Source organism: Microcoleus sp. F10-B2 (genome assembly GCF_036704965.1).
GTDB lineage: Bacteria > Cyanobacteriota > Cyanobacteriia > Cyanobacteriales > Microcoleaceae > Microcoleus.
In genome coordinates this window covers 1-1124 of the sequence record NZ_JAUBTB010000238.1, presented here as the reverse complement: position 1 = coordinate 1124, position 1124 = coordinate 1, and the positions used below count along the sequence as shown (strand labels likewise).

Genomic DNA, 1124 nt, shown 5'->3' with positions numbered 1-1124 from the left:
GTCATTGGATTTCTCACCGGATGGTCTTGGATTTTACAGTCTTTATCTCTATCACATCTTTAAAAAAATGGTATAAGGTGCTAAATTCCAAATATCTCGCTGACGGGCAACAAGAGACTGGAGCGGTTGGGAAAGGCGCTCGATGAAGAAATTACCCACAAGATTCCGCAGACGCGCCTGCCATGTAGGGCTATAACTCCAGTCAGTAAAGAAAGGGGGAACACCCGGTTCGCGGTCGATCAATAGAGCATTACAAATAGTAATAAAGGGAAGATTCAATAACTCGGCAACACTGCTACCTGCGGGGCTAGTTTGATCTACCAGCAACGCTTCGACACCAGCAGCTTTAAGTGCTTCTGGAAGTTCTCGCAAAAACATAGCGGTTTCTTGTTGTATGCAATTTACGGTAAATTTAAAGCCAGGAATTCCGCTCAGTTCTCCTAACTGTTTGTATTTCCTTTCCAGACTTCCGAGTGGAAATTCTATTTCACCAATAGTCTCAAAGTTTAAACCAGAGTTTATGACTTTGGAACGGATATCGGGAATGCTGAACAAAGTCACTTGATGATTCCGTCTTTGTAATTCTCGCCCCAGGGCACACATGGGGTTAAGATGTCCGATGGCTGACGGACAAATAATAGCGAAGTGGGTCATATTACTTAGTGGGATTTAGTAGTTGATGAAAAAGTTTGTTTGAGGGCTAAAGTCCCAGACGAGCGAAGACATTATTAATTATCAATTATCCTCGTTGTTTTGGTTAAAAATTCTAGCACCATGCCCTGTTTGATGGCTTTGGTTTTGGCGTGGCGTTTTTCTCGCAGCGGTAATTTTGGTATCCATGTCAAAGAGGAGTTGGGCACTCGCGCATTATTGGCATTTGCCTCTACCCTGTAGGCTTCTGATTGTGCCACCAGCGTAGATGTTGCCGATATTTACTCCCGTCAGCTTGGGTGAGTATCTTGGCTTGTCCGTGTCTTTCTATCTCGCCAATCATGCACAATAGACCCGATACCACAAAGTTTGCCGCAAATACTGCATTACGAATCGGGGCGTTGCTGAATCAGGGTATGAGACGAGAAAAAATGCGAGATTGGAGCCGAAAATGATTTCTGGGATTTTGATGG

2 protein-coding genes are annotated in these 1124 nt (G+C 44.1%); both read right to left on the bottom strand.

All coding sequences use genetic code 11. The features are described from left to right. Nucleotides 1–51 precede the first annotated feature (51 nt). Nucleotides 52–654: a glycosyltransferase gene (locus QUA99_RS32920; protein ID WP_333245869.1), complete on the bottom strand. Its 603-nt coding sequence runs from the start codon at nucleotides 652–654 to the stop codon at nucleotides 52–54. A gap of 74 nt (nucleotides 655–728) precedes the next feature. Further along, nucleotides 729–911, bottom strand: a complete 183-nt coding sequence (locus QUA99_RS32915) for a hypothetical protein (RefSeq protein ID WP_333245872.1) — start codon at nucleotides 909–911, stop codon at nucleotides 729–731. Nucleotides 912–1124 lie beyond the last annotated feature (213 nt).

Coding starts and splice junctions, on each gene's coding strand:
- QUA99_RS32920 (WP_333245869.1), bottom strand. CDS start 654: ATGACCCACTTCGCTATTATTTGTCCGTCAGCCATCGGACATCTTAAC.